This is a genomic window from Leuconostoc lactis KCTC 3528 = DSM 20202 (assembly GCF_014651235.1).
GTDB lineage: Bacteria > Bacillota > Bacilli > Lactobacillales > Lactobacillaceae > Leuconostoc > Leuconostoc lactis.
The window spans coordinates 1-17375 of record NZ_BMWM01000001.1; the positions used below are offsets into that span (position 1 = coordinate 1).

The 17375-nt window shown below is 45.5% G+C and carries 15 protein-coding genes and 2 pseudogenes; 1 reads left to right on the forward strand and 16 read right to left on the reverse strand.

The window, feature by feature from the left end:
* Positions 1–68: 68 nt before the first annotated feature.
* The 9 genes and pseudogenes from IE039_RS00005 to IE039_RS00045 form a co-directional block, all read right to left on the reverse strand.
* A pseudogene (locus IE039_RS00005) lies at positions 69–227 on the reverse strand (asparaginase); the annotation flags it as partial.
* Positions 224–1015 carry a DNA repair protein RecO gene (gene recO, locus IE039_RS00010; RefSeq protein WP_010006334.1) on the reverse strand — a complete coding sequence of 264 codons (792 nt, stop codon included), beginning with the start codon at positions 1013–1015 and terminating at the stop codon, positions 224–226. The pseudogene IE039_RS00005 and the gene recO, both read right to left, overlap by 4 nt.
* Before the next feature lie 44 nt (positions 1016–1059).
* Positions 1060–1971, reverse strand: a complete 912-nt coding sequence (era, locus tag IE039_RS00015) for a GTPase Era (protein WP_010006336.1) — start codon at positions 1969–1971, stop codon at positions 1060–1062.
* Between the two features lie 113 nt (positions 1972–2084).
* The gene (locus IE039_RS00020) at positions 2085–2558 is read right to left on the reverse strand and encodes a diacylglycerol kinase family protein (RefSeq protein WP_010006338.1); all 474 of its coding nucleotides are present in this window, start codon (positions 2556–2558) and stop codon (positions 2085–2087) included.
* A complete protein-coding gene (ybeY, locus tag IE039_RS00025) occupies positions 2542–3015 on the reverse strand; it encodes an rRNA maturation RNase YbeY (RefSeq protein ID WP_189428509.1) in 474 nt (157 codons plus the stop codon). Before ybeY ends, IE039_RS00020 begins: the two co-directional genes overlap by 17 nt.
* Complete coding sequence (locus IE039_RS00030; protein WP_010004122.1) at positions 2996–4006, reverse strand: PhoH family protein; 1011 nt, start codon at positions 4004–4006, stop codon at positions 2996–2998. The genes ybeY and IE039_RS00030 overlap by 20 nt, the downstream gene beginning before the upstream one ends.
* Positions 4007–4068: 62 nt before the next feature.
* On the reverse strand, positions 4069–5265 hold the full coding sequence (locus IE039_RS00035; RefSeq protein WP_189428510.1) for an ammonium transporter: 1197 nt from the start codon (positions 5263–5265) through the stop codon (positions 4069–4071).
* A 153-nt stretch (positions 5266–5418) separates the two neighbouring features.
* Complete coding sequence (gene pyk / locus IE039_RS00040; RefSeq protein WP_010002699.1) at positions 5419–6840, reverse strand: pyruvate kinase; 1422 nt, start codon at positions 6838–6840, stop codon at positions 5419–5421.
* Between the two features lie 96 nt (positions 6841–6936).
* Entirely contained in the window at positions 6937–10290 is a 3354-nt protein-coding gene (locus tag IE039_RS00045) for a DNA polymerase III subunit alpha (protein WP_189428511.1), read from the reverse strand.
* Positions 10291–10417: 127 nt separating this feature from the next.
* On the opposite strand from IE039_RS00045, the gene IE039_RS00050 reads away from it, so the two are divergent.
* The gene (locus IE039_RS00050) at positions 10418–10615 is read left to right on the forward strand and encodes a DUF2929 family protein (RefSeq protein WP_010002807.1); all 198 of its coding nucleotides are present in this window, start codon (positions 10418–10420) and stop codon (positions 10613–10615) included.
* Positions 10616–10643: 28 nt separating this feature from the next.
* On the opposite strand, the gene IE039_RS00055 is transcribed toward IE039_RS00050, so the two are convergent.
* The 7 genes and pseudogenes from IE039_RS00055 to aroB all read right to left on the reverse strand — a co-directional run bounded on the left by IE039_RS00055 (position 10644) and on the right by aroB (position 17350).
* A complete protein-coding gene (locus IE039_RS00055; RefSeq protein ID WP_010002808.1) occupies positions 10644–11531 on the reverse strand; it encodes a type I 3-dehydroquinate dehydratase in 888 nt (295 codons plus the stop codon).
* Positions 11528–12081, reverse strand: a pseudogene (locus IE039_RS00060) (hypothetical protein). The gene IE039_RS00055 and the pseudogene IE039_RS00060 overlap by 4 nt, the downstream one beginning before the upstream one ends.
* Entirely contained in the window at positions 12078–12878 is an 801-nt protein-coding gene (locus tag IE039_RS00065; protein WP_010002810.1) for a shikimate kinase, read from the reverse strand. The pseudogene IE039_RS00060 and the gene IE039_RS00065 overlap by 4 nt, the downstream one beginning before the upstream one ends.
* A gap of 13 nt (positions 12879–12891) precedes the next feature.
* Positions 12892–13731: a prephenate dehydrogenase gene (locus IE039_RS00070; protein WP_189428512.1), complete on the reverse strand. Its 840-nt coding sequence runs from the start codon at positions 13729–13731 to the stop codon at positions 12892–12894.
* Entirely contained in the window at positions 13728–15023 is a 1296-nt protein-coding gene (gene aroA / locus IE039_RS00075; protein ID WP_146976791.1) for a 3-phosphoshikimate 1-carboxyvinyltransferase, read from the reverse strand. Before aroA ends, IE039_RS00070 begins: the two co-directional genes overlap by 4 nt.
* Positions 15024–15060: 37 nt before the next feature.
* Positions 15061–16239: a chorismate synthase gene (gene aroC, locus IE039_RS00080; protein WP_048701894.1), complete on the reverse strand. Its 1179-nt coding sequence runs from the start codon at positions 16237–16239 to the stop codon at positions 15061–15063.
* Positions 16240–16282: 43 nt separating this feature from the next.
* The gene (gene aroB / locus IE039_RS00085) at positions 16283–17350 is read right to left on the reverse strand and encodes a 3-dehydroquinate synthase (protein ID WP_010002815.1); all 1068 of its coding nucleotides are present in this window, start codon (positions 17348–17350) and stop codon (positions 16283–16285) included.
* Positions 17351–17375 lie beyond the last annotated feature (25 nt).

Consider the following 17375-nt stretch of genomic DNA (forward strand, 5'->3'; position numbering starts at 1 on the left):
ACACCAATCGAGATCTTCTTACTTAATCTACGTCACTAAATTCGTTCAAGTTATTTCTTGCAATCTGCCAAATTGAAAATATTTTCAACCGTCAGGTCAACATCTGGTAAGGCCAATTTAACGCCCGTTAAGGGATTTTCAACGCCTGTTTCAACACCACCATTTTCGCCTTCGTGCATTGAAATGGTCCCACCAGTATGGAGGACTAATATTTTTTTAACGGTCATGATGCACCTTCCTTATTCTTTCTGAAATTAACCAATGTATTTTGCCATGCATGCATTTGCTCGATAAACGTCTTAGCACGTGGCTTTAATCCCACTTGCTTATCATAAATATGATCAATCACCCGCTGAAGCCCGCGTTTGGTAACGGGCGACAAATTGATTTGATTGATTTGCCGCAAATCAATCACACTAAATTGCCGCAAATAAAAAATAGTTTTCTGATCTAACATCAATCGATGTTCATCTAAATCATAATGTTCTTCAGCTAAAATGCCATTATATTTTTCCGAATAATCAAAACGTCCGGTCACTTGGCCGCTGATGGGGTCGGCGCGCCAATTAGGCGCGACCCCAAGCGGCACGAGTAATTGAATTTCAAAGATATTGGCAATCACTTGCGGATCAAGGCCCGCCTCTAATTTCTGTAAAGCCAGTTCAAACTGATGATACCAACGCGTCAGCGGTTCACCCTCTTCAAAACTCTGATCAATCAGACTGGCAATTAAAGCCGCATAAGCATTGGCTTCAATATCATCGATCAATCGTGGATATAAGTTAGCTTGCTGCGCATCATTGATATAACCAAGTCCGGTGTTGCGCTTTGGTAATGCCCCTTCAAACGATAAAATCGTGAACGGCTGCACAGCGGCACTCAATGCCGACTTCGGCTTTTTAGCACCACGTGCCAAAAAAGTTCGCAACCCATCGTTTTCGGTGAGCATACGAACTAATAAATCATGGTCTTTATATTGTCTGGTATATAGCACAATGCCATTAATTACTGCCATTTATCACATTACCAACTACATTAACTGGCAGGTCATCGTCAAGCTTAATAATCTTCTTTACGGTAACCTAGTGTTTGCAAAGCTTGTGGTCGGTCACGCCAGCGTGGTTCAACCTTAACCCATGTTTCCAAGAAAACTTTGTCGCCCATCAAACGTTCAATATCTTTACGGGCACGAGTGCCGATTTCTTTAATCATCGCCCCTTGCTTACCAATAATAATATTCTTTTGCGTTGGGCGTTCGACAATAATTGACGCTTGAATATGAATTTTATCTTCACTTTCACGCGCGATCTTATCAATCACCACGGCCACTGAATGCGGAATCTCCTGGCGTGTCAATTGTAAGACTTTTTCACGAATCAATTCACCAATGACGAAGCGTTCCGGATGGTCTGTTAGTTGGTCAGAATCAAAGTATTGTGGCCCTTCTTCAAGTGTTTCGACAATGTTCCCCAATAATTCTGGCACATTGTCCCCTTCAGTGGCAGAAATTGGGAAAACTTCCGCCCAAGTTGGGGCGTCTTCTTGATAACTCTGAATCACATCAAGAAGTTCATCTGACGTGACCAAATCAACTTTATTAATCAACAGATAGATTGGTGTGTCTTTTACTTCTTTAAGTCGGCTAATAATAAAATCATCACCGCGACCACGTGGCATTGAGGCATCCACCACAAACCAAATGGCATCTGCTTCATGCAATGCTGAGAAGGCTGACTTCACCATGAAGTCGCCCAATGAATTTTGTGGCTTATGCACACCAGGTGTGTCAATGAAGACCACTTGTGCATTATCAGTGGTATAAATCCCTTGGATTTTATTCCGTGTTGTTTGTGCTTTATCTGACATGATGGCGATCTTTTCACCAACGATGCGATTAAGCAATGTTGACTTACCAACATTTGGTCGGCCAATAATGGCCACGAATCCTGATTTAAATGGTGTTTCTGTCATAATATTTTGCGACGCCTAGGTCGACTTTCTCCCCTATTGATAGTGATAGCTCGATTACCACTGGCAATCCAAGCACAGTAGGTACCTTATCGATACCACATATTAATGTTACCTTATTTAAAATTATGTAGCAAATCAGAAAAATTAGTCACAATGCCGAATTGACGCCAAACATAAGGCTGAAAAATCAGCAATAAAATGATAATTTCAACGCCGACTGCCACTAAGACTGCCCCCGCAGCGACATCCTTGGCCAGTTTTGCCAACGGATGATACTTTTTTTCCACGACGAGGTCCACAACGGCTTCAATAATCGTGTTCAAAAATTCACTGAAAATCACAATAAACACGGCCATTGTGACCCAAAGCCAGTCTGATCGATACAAGCCATAATGCAAGCCAGCAACTAAAATCAGAAAAGCTAACAAAATATGGATACGCATGTTGCGTTCGCGCACCAAGATCAACCAAATCCCGTTCAGCGAGTTACGCATTGCTCGGAAGAAATTGCGATTACGCGTTGTTTGCCGCTTTTCTGATGCTGGTTCACCGATTAATTTTGTCTGTTTATTATCTCTTGAGGCCATAATCGTCCAAAATCTTCCGCTGCAAATCAAACATTTCCTTTTCTTCTGCATCGCCTAACATATGGTCATAACCATTTAGATGCAAAAAGCCATGCACGACCAAGAAGCCAAGCTCACGTTCATAGCTGTGACCCAGGTACTCTGCTTGCGTAGCGATGACATCCACAGAGACAATGATATCCCCAATGTTTTTAGCAATGTCATCCACCGCAGCAATTTGTTCAAACACGTCATCGCCTTCTTCGATGGCAAAACTAATGACATCAGTGGATTTGTCTACGCCACGATATTCGCGATTATAACGTTGAATGTCCTCATTATTGACAAATGTAATCGACATTTCTGTATCATCTGGTAAAGCTAATGCTTGGCCAGCAAAATCAATCACCGACGTCACGAGGTCGTGGTGATAACGACTAATACCAGCTTGTGTTTGATCAATGATCGCTAAATCCATGTGAGGATGGCTCCTTTTCATTCGTGTGTTGTGCGGCTTCTGCGGCCTCGTAGGCATTAACAATCAATCCAACGACTGGATGTCGCACCACATCTGCGCTACTAAAGTTAATAAAAGCAATCCGATTCACTGATTGCAAAATCTTTTGCGCCGTAATCAAACCAGACTTAGCCCCACGTGGTAAATCAATTTGTGAAATATCACCGTTGACAATCATTTTTGAGCCAAAGCCCAAACGTGTCAAAAACATTTTCATCTGTTGATTAGTGGTGTTTTGTGCTTCATCCAAGATGATGAAGGCATCGTCTAATGTTCGGCCACGCATATAAGCCAGTGGCGCAATTTCGATGACCCCACGATCCATCAAGCGCTGCGTCTGTTCAGCCCCAATAATGGCATGCATCGCATCATAGATTGGTCGCAAATACGGATCAACCTTCTCTTTCAAATCACCTGGCAAAAAGCCTAGTGACTCACCCGCTTCAACAGCTGGTCGCGTAATAATAATACGCTCAACTTCTCCACGCTTCAGCGCAGAAATCGCCATCACGACGGCAAGATAGGTCTTTCCCGTACCGGCTGGTCCAATTCCAAAAGTCACATCATGCTTGCGAATGGCTTGAATATACTGCCGTTGCCCGAAGTTCTTCACACGAACGGCACGGCCTTTATTATCACGAATCAATGTTTCTGAATATAAATCACCAAAATATTCAATTGTGCCACGTTGTGCCATCGTGACAGCACTCACGACATCTGCCGGTGAAACGGTAATTTGATGTTTAATCAGTTGCGTTAGTTCATGTAAGACAGCTTGCGCAAGTGCCACCCGATCGGCTTCACCCGCAATCGTCATCTGGTCGCCGCGTGCATGCAACGTGACATCTAATCCTTCCTCAATGAGACGGATAAGACTATCATTTACCCCAATTAATTTCGTCTGCTGCTCGGCATTTTCGAATTTAAAAATTTGCTGTATTTGTGCTGACAAATTGCAAATCCCCTTTTATATTGTTTCTTTTAATTTTAACACAAAAAACGGGTATTTGCCCGTTATTCCACCGTTAAATCATGCATAATATTGTCATAACCCTGCGCTTCTTCTTCAGGTGTTAGGCGTAATGGCGCGGCGATCACTGCAGTGCTTTTTGCCAAAATATAGGTGCCAATCGCCGCAAAGGCCACGGTGAACAAAATGGCAACCAACTGCTTCCAAACGAGTGACCAGTCACCGTTCACAGCACCAGCAATGCCACCGATCGTTTTATCAGCAAACACACCAGTTAAAATAGCCCCAACTGCACCCCCAATGCCATGAATCCCAAAGGCATCTAGCGTATCATCATAACCAAAACTATTCTTAACAAAAGTAATACCACCAAAACCAATGACACCAGCCAACAAGCCCATCACAACTGCAGCCCAAGGGGCAACGAAACCTGCAGCTGGCGTAATGGCAACTAAACCAGCAACCCCACCACTAGTAATGCCCGACAAGGTAGCGCGGCCATGCATTTTATATTCGGCAAGTCCCCAAGTCAATACACCAGCAGCTGAAGCCAACCACGTGTTAACCAAGGCCAAAACAGCAATACCGTTGGCAGCTAATGCAGAACCTGAGTTAAAGCCGAACCAACCAACCCAAAGCAATGCCCCACCAATTAGGACGTATGAAGGACGAACTGGTACGTGTTTGTCATTATGACGATGACCAATCATCAAAGCCAATACCAAGCCCGTCACACCACTTGAAATATGAACCACTGTCCCACCAGCAAAGTCAATCGCACCTAGCTTAGCCAACAAACCACCGCCCCACACCATGTGTGCCAATGGGGTATAAATAAAAATCAACCATAGCGTTATAAACACAATCATGGCTTTAATGCGGACACGGCCAATCACCGAACCGGTAATGATGGCAGCTGTGATAATTGGGAACATGCCCTGGAATAAGGCAAACGCACCATCTGGAATCGTTAAACTCTTGGTTGAATGGGTAAATGACACCCCTGATAAGAACAAGTGCTTAAAGTTCCCAATGATATCACCCGCGCCACCAAAGGCTAACGAGTAACCAACAGTGAACCAGACCATTGTCGCAATACCAATAATTAAAATTGGCACAAACATCGTGTGCAATAAATTGCGTCGTTCACCCAAGCCACCATAGAAAAGGGCCAAACCTGGCGTCATTAACCAAACCAATGCCGCTGAAATTAACACCCAAGCCAAATCACCTGTATTCATAAAACCGTACTCCTCTTTTAACGTTGCTCTAATCATATCAGCTAGACCAATTGATCGTTTTAATTGTGGTAGGTTTTATGACATTGCTAATTTTTAACCCAAAGCAAAAAAAATAGCCGCTAGCGGCTATTTCACTTAAAGCAATTAATTTGATTAAACTGTTTGTACAGTAATCATGTTTGTTGTACCAGATTGTGACATTGGTACACCGGCTGCGATAACAATTGTGTCACCTGAGTTAGCCAAACCTTGTTCCTTAACAGCTGTCTTAGCCAATGCAATCATTTCATCTATTGTTGCAGGGGCTTCGTAAACAACTGGCAAGACACCGTAGTTCAAAGTCAAACCACGTTGTACACGTTCTGAATAAGTCACGGCCAAAATGTTAACTTCTGGACGGTACTTTGATACCATACGTGCTGTGTAACCTGAGTTTGTTGACACAACGATTGCCTTAGCGTTTACGCTGTGGGCAATACGTGATACAGCTGAAGCAACAGCTTCAGTTGAATCAGTTTCATCAAAGTGAAGATCTTGATGACGACCGTAGTAAGGCAATGATGATTCAGCCTTTTCATCGATAGCAGCCATTGTTGCAACGGCTTCAACTGGGTATTCACCGTTAGCTGATTCACCTGACAACATTGTGGCATCAGTACCATCGAAGACAGCGTTGGCAACGTCGGAAGCTTCGGCACGTGTTGGACGTGGGTTTTCTTCCATTGAGTCAAGCATTTGTGTCGCAGTGATAACTGGCAAACCAGCCAAGTTCATCTTGCGGATCATTTCCTTTTGTACCAAAGGCACGTTTTCGGCTGGAATTTCAACACCCATGTCACCACGTGGCACCATCAAACCATCAGAAACGGCAATAATGGCATCAAGGTTGTCGATACCTTCTTGTGATTCGATCTTAGGCACGATTTGCACGTGTTCCATGTTCTTTTCCTTCAACAGCTCACGAATTTCGAGCACGTCTTCAGGCTTACGAACAAATGATGCGGCAATATAGTTGATACCGTGGTCCAAACCAAAGCGGATGTCATCAGCATCCTTTTCAGTGATACCAGGCAAGTTGATTGAAACACCAGGTGCGTTAACACCCTTACGTGATCCCAAGATACCATCATTGTCAACACGAACAACAAGTTCACGGTTGGCAACGTCCTTTTCAAGAACAGTTGTGCCAAGCAAACCATCATCAAATAAGACTTGTCCACCCACTTGCACGTCATCAAACAAACCTGCGTAGGTTACGGCAATCTTTTCCTTTGTACCTTCAAGGTTTTCGTCCATTGAGATACGCAAAACGTCGCCTGTTTGGAATTCAATCTTACCATCGACTTGCTTTGTTGTACGGATTTCAGCACCCTTTGTGTCCAACAAGATACCAACTGTCTTACCTGTGATCTTTTCAGCTTCATGAACAGCATTCATGCGGCCCAAGTGTTCTTCGTGATCACCGTGTGAGAAGTTGAAGCGGAATACGTTGGCACCCGCTTGAATCAACTTGACGATTGTTTCGACATCAGATGATGACGGACCAAGTGTTGAGACGATTTTCGTCTTTTTCATGGTTAAATATGCTCCTTAGTTATCTTGGTTGTTGCTTGTGCAACACTACCCAAGCTCTATTTTATACATTCTTAGGTGTTTATACAAGCCATAATATTAATGACTTCGTCGAAAGACCACATTGTCATTTCCCAGCAATGGCGCCAGTTCACGCATGATAGCGGTTTCATCACTTAACCAAAATGCCGGTGCTAATTGTTGATTTTTTTGGTCATTTTGCCAATGAATCACGACGGGATTATTACCATGATACTTTTTCAAAACTGCAATAACGTCACGGCGATTTTCTTGCGTATCATGTGCGGTATCAAACTGCAAAAACCACGTCCCTTTTTGTTGTGATTGGGTTAAATCCGGGGCCAAACTCAAGTGATTGGCCACCACTGAAATTTTCCCATTATAGTAATCCACACGGCCCGTGAATTGGATAATGGCGCCAACCTTTAGGTCAGCTTTCACTTTGTCATAAAGTTGATGGAAAACGGTCACACTAGTTGTACCCGTCGCATCTGATACTGTGACAAAAGCCATTTCTTCACCCTTTTTGGTACGGGTTGTGCGCACTTGGTCAATGAGGGCAATAACGGTCACCGGTTGCTTTTTATCAGTCTTTTCAGTCAAATCAGCAATCTCTTGGTAATTGTGATCAGCAATTAAGCTGGCATACCCATCCAGTGGATAGCCCGATAAATTCACCCCGATGGCCTCTTTTTCATAGGCTAACTTCTCCGTCAAATCCCAATCCGGCATTTTCTTAATTTTGGTTTCGTTTAAAATTAAGTCGCCAAAGCTAGCCGCTTCAATCAAATCATCTAAAGCGGTAACAAGTTCCATCCGATTGTAGCCGAATGTATCTAAAGCCCCCGCATAAACTAGCTGACGCAGCGTGTCCCGTTTTCTAAACTTTTCTGGTAGACGCCGAACAAAGGATTGAATCGATTGGAACGGGCCATTAGCTGTCCGTTCAGCCAAGACAGCAGCCACAAAATCAGTTCGCAAACCTCGGATATTATTAAGTCCCATTTGCAAGACGCCTTGATTAACTGTCCAAAAACGTTGTGACTGATTGATGTGCGGTGCTGCTACTTGCAATTGACGCGCCTTAGCTTCCGCAACATACATCCGCACCTTTTCCGGTGACCCTAAATTGGCATTTAACACAGCAGTAAAAAATGCCGCTGGATAATGGGCTTTCATATAAGCCAATTGGAAAGACAACTTACTATACGCCACCGCATGCGAGCGATTAAAGCCATAGTTTGCAAATTCATCAATATAAGCAAAAATTTGGGCCGCTTCTTGGCGATCATGTCCCAAGGCTACTGCCCCATTAATAAACTTCTCTTGCATCGCCGCCATTTGCGTCAGCTTCTTTTTTGACATGGCACTACGCAACACGTCCGCTTCCCCAAGCGTCAAACCAGCATAGGCTTCAGCAACCAACATGACTTGCTCTTGATACACAATAATGCCAAATGTTGGCGCTAGAATAGTTTTCAAGCTGGCGTCAGGCACCGTCACGGGTTCAAGACCATGCCGCCGTTTGATAAAGCTTTCAATGTTACGGCTGGGCCCTGGCCGGTAAAGTGAATTAACCGCCACAATATGTTCAAAGGTGGCCGGTTGCAATTGACGCAAGACATGTTTAATGCCTGCCGATTCAAATTGAAAGATCCCATTGGTATCGCCTTTAGCATACAAAGCAAGTGTTGCCGCATCATCCAATGGCACACGGCTAATATCAAAGTGCTCTGGCAATTGCTGCCGTGCTTCATATAAAGTTTGTGCCAAAATGGATAAGTTTGATAACCCTAGGACATCAATTTTTAGCAGTCCTAACGCCTCAACCGTATCCTTTTCAAACTGCGTCAATAAGCGTTCGTCAGTCCCTGACTGCACCGGCAATGTGTGCACCAGTGTATCGGCACTTAACACGACACCCGCTGCGTGCGTTGAATAGTTTCGTGGCAACCCTTCGATTTGTTGGGCAACCTTTAGCAGTAATTGCCCGTCATCAAGTTCTGACAAGACCTTTTGGAGCCCATCACCTGCTTGGAGCGCATCTTGAATTGAGACTTTTCGCCCTTGTTTACCTGTTGGTACGGCATTACTAATCCGGCTCATCATTTGCTGCGAGACACCAAACACGCGTGCCGTATCGCGCAGTGCTTGCTTAGCGGCTAACGTGCCAAACGTTAGAATCTGAGCAAAATTACGCTGACCATACTTGTCATGTAGATATTTCAAGACAACGTCTCGTTTATTATCCGGCCAGTCAATATCAATATCTGGCATTTGGACACGTTCCGCATTCAAAAAACGTTCAAAGAGTAAGCCAAACTGCAGTGGATCCACATCCGTGATACGCAAGGCATATGCGACCAGTGACCCAGCAGCCGATCCACGCCCTGCCCCGAGTTGGATATGGTTTTGATAAGCAAAATTTACAATATCCCAAACAATTAAGAAATAATCATTAAAGCCCAACTGATCAATCACTGCCAGCTCATGTGCTAAACGCGCTTGATAACGGGACTGATCGACATGCAAGCCTTGTAATCGCGCCGCCAAGCCTTTCTCGGCCAACGTTTTTAAATACGTGCCGGCATCCGGCATACCAGCTGGCAACTGAAACGCCGGTAAAGCAGCTGTCTGACTAAAAGTCAACGTGACTTGGCTTCTGGCTACCAAGGCTTCATTGGCCAAAAAGGCCGCCTTTAAGAAATCACTCGTCTGATAGGCGGCCTTGACCTGGTTGTAATCTTGTAAAATTTGGGTGCCTGATTGCTGGGCCAACGCTTTAATACCCTCTAGTTTGACATTGGCATCAATTGACTTTAACACCTGGGTCGTGAACGCATCATCTGCATTCAGATACGCAACGTCATCTAGTGCAATCAATTGTGCTTGGGTTGCCGCTTGGAACTCAGCGAGACGGGTTTGGATTTGTGGCGCCATCTGGGGGTTAATCCCCAAATATAAATGTGCTGGCGCAATATAAGTCGTGAGGATTTGCCAATATTGCGCCACATCATCGTAGGCCGACGCAATGAACTGTGATAATTCACTATCGCCTGGCACAATCACGTTAATCCCTTCTAAATGCTCTGACAATGCCGCCAACGTTAAATCAGGCGTTTTGGCCGTCATTTTCGCTGATGATAACCACATCAAGTTTTGATAACCGACTTGCGTTTCCGCGATTAAAATCATGGGAAACGTTGTCGCCGTGTTCACTAATCCATTAACTTCCAAAGTTACGCCAAATAACGGCTTAAGATTATTTTCCAAAGCCGTTCGGTAAAACTCGACTGCCCCATACATCACATTGAGATCGGTTAAGGCAATCGCCTCATAGTGCCGTGCTTTCGCTGTTGCAATAATTTGAGGAATCGTATTAGGATTTTTTAGTAAGCTATAGGCGCTTAAAATTTGTAACGGTGCGTACATTAGCCCTCCGCATAATTTCGCTTCATGATACGAAACTTTGTTCCCTTTAATTATACACGAAAATCGTGAAAAAAGGTTGCGCTTTTCAGGAATAAGCGTATGATAGTTCTGTAAAGAGGTGAAAAGTATGAAATTCATTACTGTTGCTTTTTGGTCTGCTGTATTTGGCGAAATTTTGGGTTACATTGTGTCTCAATTAACTGGTGGTACTTATTCATTTGTTGGTGCTGCCGTTTTGGCCATTATTGTTGGCGAAATTGCGATCATTGCAATCCCTGCAATTTCAGGCTCAGCCGTATCAAAAGCAGTCATTCATAAAAAATAAAAAATCGCGCAAATTATTGCGCGATTTTTTATTTGGCTTGCCAAGCTGCTCTTAATTCACTTATTGTGAGTTGTCCTGGTGCACTTACAGGTTGGCCATCTAAGACCGCAAAGGTCATTTCTGAGCCATATTGATACCCTTCAATCCGTGACCGCTGTCCCAATAGCCCCATGCTAATGGTGATGAGCGGCTGTGCAATTTGTGCGGCTTGTGTGGCCAGCAATAAGCGCTCAACATCCGCTTCATCATGTGGTGTCACCGCAAGTTTCACAATATCAGCACCCGTTGCCGCCAAATCAGCTAAATAAACCGGCACATCTGGTGTCTCATTTAAGTCATGATACGACATGATGACGGGCACACCAACTGCACGCGCGGCCGCCATGATTTTATCACGGAATTCGGCAGCTAACGTATATTCCACATCAACAGCGGCAAAATGATAGCCCGATTTTAACGCATTGACCATGAACAACGTATATTCAAGTGGTGACATTTCGCCCCGACCACCTTGTGCTTGCGTGCGATACGTCAAAATAATAGGAAAGTCGCCAATCGTCTCAAACACTGACCCCGTCAGTTCTTTAATGATTTGTTGGTTCATAATCGGCCAATTCGCCTTAAATTCCTGCTGGGCTTGGTCGATTTCTGCTAACATTTTAGCTTCCGTCATCGCGGAAACATCTTTTTGCGCTAACGCTGCTTGTGCGCCTGCTTTGACTTGTTGCCACATCACCGCTTCAGTAAAATCATCCGCAATATAGTCGGCGCGCCATTCCACCACGTCTGGCTTTCGGGCTTGGAGTTGCTGGGCAAACGGTGTCAATTTATCAGTTGGGCCAAGCATTAATGGCACAGCGATAACTGGCTTACCAGTTGGACTTTCAGGAAGGTGTAATTGTTCTCGTATTGTCATTTGATTTGATAGACAACCCAGACCATTTGTGGACTTAATCGTTGTCGCACTTGGTACTTTGGGTCTTCGCTTTCTGGTAATTTTAAGAATTGTGCTTCTGATATAATTGTAAACCGATTTTGGTCATTTATAAAGGCTGACATGGCGACAGGCTTACTGGGGGCAAAAATCACCGAGGGTCCCCAGGCATTATCTAAGCTATTAGCGCGTAAATATTGGGCCAATAATCCCTCAGTTGGGCATGGATGACAGCCACATTTCGTGCATAAGCGGTATTTTCAACCACAACAAGCGTCATCAAAGGCCGAGCAAACGTGACCACAATGGTTGCCTTTTCCCAAGCCAAATAGTTAAAATTTGCCCAATCCAACGCTGGCAATTGATGCGATTTAAACGCTGCTGGCACGAGAATTTGATCGCCGGCATAATCGTCTAAATGCGTTAAAATACTTTCAAAATCTTGATGTAAAACCAACGTCTGGTCGGTAATGTAATCTTTTGCTGCCTGTTCTGAGTCGGTTCCGACAGGCCCTAACGTGTGTAGTTTCATCGCTTTAACTGCTTATTTTCTTTATTAATCGCTGAATTTGTCAGGATGGTCATAATTTGATCAATCATGTCATCTGAGATATCAGCCGATTGCGCAAAATCATATTTCAATAAATCACGCATCTGTTGTATGCGCGCTGTTTGTACGGTAGCCATGCCAAATTTTTCCTTGTACTCGGCTACGGCCCCAACAATTTGCATACGTTTTTCAATCATTTGAAAAATTTGACGATCAAGCGCATCAATTTCCGAGCGTAATTGTAACAAATCTAATTCATCTTCCGGCGTACTAAATAACGCGGTAATTTCTGCTGCCAGTCGTTCAGGCGTTTTACCAACCGTTTCCACTGTGACATGTGCCACACTACGATATAACGGATCCCGTAATTGCCATAGCTGAAAAAATGCTGCGGTTGATTTTTCTTGCAACAACGGCCGTTGACCTTCGTTCAGCAAACGACTAATCGTACTTTCCAAGTTCCCATGCAGATAAATAATCGTGGCCGATGAGGCTTGCAATATCGCCCGATTCTCCGGCCGCTCAATCACCCCACCACCGGTCGCCACGACACCTTTAAACGTCTGCAAATCTGCTAAAACTTGGGTCTCCAGCGCACGAAAACCCGCCTCGCCTTGACTGGCAAAAATTTCTGGAATCGTTTGGCCAGCGCGGCGTTCAATTTCTGAATCACAATCGATAAAATTGGCTTGGTGTTGGCGGGCAATTTCCTGACCAATCGTCGTTTTGCCGGCGCCCATAAATCCAACCAATAGCAATGTTTCTGGTGCTGTCAACATGATTGTCGCTACCTCATAAATGTTGTCGTGCCTTTTGCGCAGATTGAATCAATCGTAACAATTGGTCAGTATCTTGTGCGGCCAATGCCTGATTAAATGCAGTCAGTTCCGCCATCAGTTGTTGCGTACTGGCAAGTACCGCTGCTTGATTGCTCATTAAAACGTCCGTCCAAAGTTTGGGATCGCTGGCTGCAATGCGCGTGGTATCCTTAAAGCCACCGGCTACATATTGCCCAAAATCGGCCACATCCCCAAGTTGCTTAACCGCTGCATTCATCAACGCAAACGCCGCAATATGTGGCGCATCACTAATCATCGCCATCAAGTGGTCATGGGTGGTTGTGTCAATCGTTTTAAAGTTCGCCTGTAAGGGCGCCAACAACGTTTGCAATGTCGATAAAGCAGCCTGCCCTTTTTGATTTGGGATGAGAAAATAGGGTGCTTGCTGGTATAACTGTGGGTTGGCGGCAGTCACCCCACTTAAATGCGTCCCTGCCATCGCATGTCCACCAATGAAGGCCACATGAGCGAGTTGCGTGGCTGCTACAGCCATAATGTCTCGTTTTGTCGAGCCAGTATCTGTGATGATGACATCCGATTTCAAAGGCAGCGACGCGAGTGTCTGTAATGCTTGGATAATCCCTGTCACGGGTGTTGCTAAAATAATGACGTCAGCTTGCGTGGCGACTAGCGCTAATTGTGATGCCGTTTCGGCAACAATTCCTTGGGCTAACGCTAGTGTTAACGTGTTTGGGTCTTGATCAACACCAATCACGTGATGCGCCGGTTGGGCGTTCAAACAAACCGCCAATGACGCCCCCATTTCTCCTAACCCTTGCACAACAATGTTCATCGCATCACCTGCATCAAATCGGCCAAAAATCCAGGATAAGAGACACTCATCGCATCTTCGCCGGTCATCACAACATCTTGATGAGCAATCAAAGCGGCCACCGCATTCATCATACCAATCCGATGGTCCCCATGCGTCTCTAACAACGTGGACTCATTGCTACCATGGAGTGGTGTGCCACCGTGAATAATCATGCCATCCGGTAAGGCCTCAATATCTGCGCCCAACTTTGTTAATTCAGCAACCACCGTGGCAATACGATCTGTTTCTTTCACCCGCAGTTCAGCCGCACCCGAAATGACAGTATCCCCTTGTGCTTGCGTGGCAGCTAAGGCCAAAATTGGGATTTCGTCTACAGCACTAGGAATATCTGCAGCGGTGATTTGTATCCCATGTAACGGTTGGGCGCGCACTGTAATATCTGCAGTCGGTTCATAGCCGTCATTCACATGAGTCAGCGTTAAGTCAGCGCCCATCTGCCGTAGCAGACGCAAAACCCCATCGCGCGTTGGATTAATGCCCACATTTTTCAAAGTAATCTCAGAATTTGGGGTAATCAAGGCAGCCACAATGAAAAAGGCAGCACTGGAAATATCAGCTGGTACTACGACATGTTGGCCCATCAATGTTGGCTGCTGTGACAAGGTAATGACGCCATGATCTGCCTGGATTTGACCGCCAAATTGGCGCAGCATCCGTTCCGTATGGTCACGTGAAGGTAATTTTTCAATAATTGTCGTCTGTCCCGCGGCTTGCATCCCAGCTAAAATAATGGCACTTTTAACTTGCGCCGACGCCACCGGCATCTCATAGGTGATACCGGTTAACGCTTGATTCGCATGAATCACACCTGGTAATTTATCACCATCGGTCAACGTAATTTGCGCCCCCATTTGTGATAACGGTGCTAACACACGTTGCATCGGCCGCTGACTTAATGAGCCATCCCCAAAAATTGTCATGTCAAAGGGCTGTTTACTCAACAACCCCATTAACAAGCGTGTGGAAGTCCCTGAATTTCCCATGTCTAATGGCGCGTTAGGCGCCTGAAAATGTTCAAGTCCTTGTCCTTGAATGCGGACATGTGTGCCGGTTTGTGTGATCTGAACCCCCAAGTCCTGAAAAATGCGCATGGTGTGTAACACATCATCAGAATCTAAGAAATTTTCAATTTCAGTCATGCCTTGGGCAATCGCCCCAAACATCAAGGCGCGGTGTGAAATAGATTTGTCCCCAGGGACAGTTAGTTGCCCGTGTAGGCCCGTTGTCGGGGCGGGCGTTAATCGAATCATAGCCTCTCCTTTTTTCCTGTTATCTGAAAATATCTTGTTAGAAACGACGAACTTCTTCACGGTAGGCCGCGACCTGTTCTTTCATCCGGTCAATATTGTCGGCATCAAACTTATCCAAAACGGCCTTAGCCAACTCAATGGCCACCATCGCTTCGGCAATCACCGCAGCTGCCGTCACCGCCGTCGTATCGGAACGTTCAATGGACGCTTTGTGATCTTGGTGGGTATCAATATCAACCGACTGCATTGGCCGATAAAGTGTTGGAATCGGCTTGACCACACCGCGCACCACAATCGCTTCCCCAGTTGTCATGCCACCTTCAAAGCCGCCTAAATTGTCTGAGCCACGATAGAAACCCTTTTCCGCATCCCAGAAAATTTCGTCCATCACTTGGTCGCCGTATTTTTCAGCATTGTCAAAACCACCGCCAAATTGCACACCTTTAAACGCATTAATCCCAACAATGGCCCGCGCGATTTTACCATCCAATTTTTCATCGGCTGAAACATAAGACCCCAAACCAACTGGCATACCAGTTGCAATGACTTGGACCTGCCCGCCGACCGTGTTGGCATCGCGTTTTGTTTTATCAATCACGTCACGAATCGCCGCATCAGCTGCAGCGTCAAGGGCGCGGGTTTCAAAGCTTTCCGTGACCTCACGTAAAGCTTGTAAGTCATGATACTGGGTTAACTGGCTCAAATCAGATTTAGCTGGCCCAACATTGACCACAAAACCATGGACATCCACGCCTATTTCAGCCAAAAGCTTCTTGGCTACGGCACCGACCGCCACGCGCATCGTCGTTTCTCGGGCAGAAGAACGTTCCAATACGTTGCGCAAATCATCATGGTGGCGGTATTTGATCCCCCCCACCAAATCAGCATGTCCTGGTCGTGGGCGCAATACTTTCCGGAGCGTATTTTCCGGTGTAGCCGGCGTGTTAGGCGCCATAATTTTTGACCAATTATTGTGATCATCATTATGCACATTTAAAGTGATTGGTGAACCAAGCGTGTACTGATGCCGCACCCCTGTTAAAAAAGTGACCGTGTCTGTTTCAATTTTTTGGCGCTCACCCCGACCATACCCGCGTTGGCGCCGTGCAAGTTGTTCGTTAATGTCTTCTTGGGTAAGATGTAAGCCGGCAGGAATCCCTTCAATCACAGCAATTTCTTCTGGGCCATGGCTTTCGCCAGCAGTTGTATATCTCATCGTCTTATTATATGTTGCGCCCACAGGCGCAATTCCTTTCAAATCAAATTGATGCCATAAATTCCGGCATGGCGGATAACGCTTTGGGCACAATAACGGGTTGCCCAACCTCAGCAAGCGCAACCAGGTTCAAAGTACCGGCGTGATTTTTCTTATCATTAACTAATCGGTCAAAGAAGGCTGGTGTGCCTAGCAAATCAGAGGTAATTGGCAGACCAACTGCCGTTAATCGAGATTGTAATGCTGGGACAAGATCAACTGGCGAAACGCCGTCGCGCGCCATGCGTTCAGTCAACGCCATCATACCAATCGCCACTGCTTCACCATGTCGCAGATCCCCATGTGCCAGTAATTCAATCGCATGACCTAACGTGTGGCCAAAGTTGAGGAACTGCCGCTGCCCGGCTTCTTTTTCATCCGCCATCACGACCGCTGCTTTGTAAGCAATGGCGCGGGCTGATAATGCTTGCGCATGGGTGCGAATATCTGGGATGCTCCGAATCTTACCCGTCAAATCAAAAAATTCAGCTCCGGCTAACGCAGCCGTTTTCACCACTTCCGCATAGCCTTCCACTAAATCACGATCCGACAAAGTAGCCAAGTAAGTCTGATCAACTAAGACCAAGTCAGGTTGATAAAAAGTGCCAGCAATATTTTTGGTTGCGCCTAAATTGACAGCAGTTTTACCACCAACTGATGAATCCACTTGCGCCGTCAACGAGGTTGCAATTTGAATATAGGCAATGCCACGCATATACAGTGATGCAACCACGCCAGCTAAATCACCAATCACGCCACCACCTAACGCCACCACCCCATCACTGCGGGTAAATCCATGCTCGGCCAGGGCGCTTATTAGATCACCGGCAACTTGGAGCGATTTTGATTGTTCGCCAGCCGGCACTTCGAGTGGTAAAACATGAAAGCCGGCCGCTTCGAGTTGGCGTGTCGTATCGGCTAAATAAAGTGGCCCAACATGACTATCAGTAATTAGAGCGATTTGCCGTGATGACCAAACGGCTGCGACTTCGTCGCCAATGCGCGTGTGGTTATTATCATCAATTTTAACGTCATAAGCCTGTTGGCCAACATTGACAGTTACAGTCGTCATGATCTTTCCTTTCTCACATGCCATA